The following is a 548-nucleotide window of genomic DNA, read 5'->3' as shown; positions in this document are numbered from 1 at the left end:
GTCGTCGAAATCGGGCACGCGATCATTGGCGCCGAGCACGACGTTTTCCAGCACCGCGCCGAAGCGCTTGCTGGCGGCGTAGATTTCCGGCTCGGCCTCGCCGGACAGCTTGATGCACTTGGCGTAGCAGCCGCCTTCGAAATTGAAGACGCCGTCCTCGCTCCAGCCATGCTCGTCATCGCCGATCAGCGGACGCTTAGGATCGGTGGAAAGGGTGGTCTTGCCGGTACCGGACAGGCCGAAGAACACCGCCACGTCGCCTTTCTCGCCCACGTTGGCCGAGCAGTGCATCGAAGCGATGCCTTTCAGCGGCAGCAGGTAGTTCATCATCGAGAACATGCCTTTCTTCATTTCGCCGCCGTACCAGGTGCCGCCGATCAGCTGCATGCGCTCGGTCAGGTTGAAGGCGACGAAGTTCTCCGAGTTCAGGCCTTGTTGCTGCCAGTTCGGGTTGGTGCATTTGGCGCCGTTCATCACCCCGAAGTCCGGCTCGAAGTCAGCCAGCTCGTCGTCGCTCGGGCGGATGAACATGTTTTTCACGAAGTGCG

At 61.1% G+C, this 548-nt stretch carries 1 protein-coding gene; it reads right to left on the bottom strand.

Going from position 1 to position 548, the window contains the following annotated elements; all coding sequences use genetic code 11:
- Window positions 1-548, bottom strand: a 548-nt coding sequence (locus SO140_RS46435) for a phosphoenolpyruvate carboxykinase (ATP) (RefSeq protein WP_498544272.1), incomplete at both ends; no start/stop codon positions are given.

The sequence above is a fragment of the Bradyrhizobium sp. UFLA05-108 genome, assembly GCF_059803455.1.
Note: the sequence above shows the minus strand (reverse complement) of the source record. Positions and strands in the feature narration are given on the sequence as shown.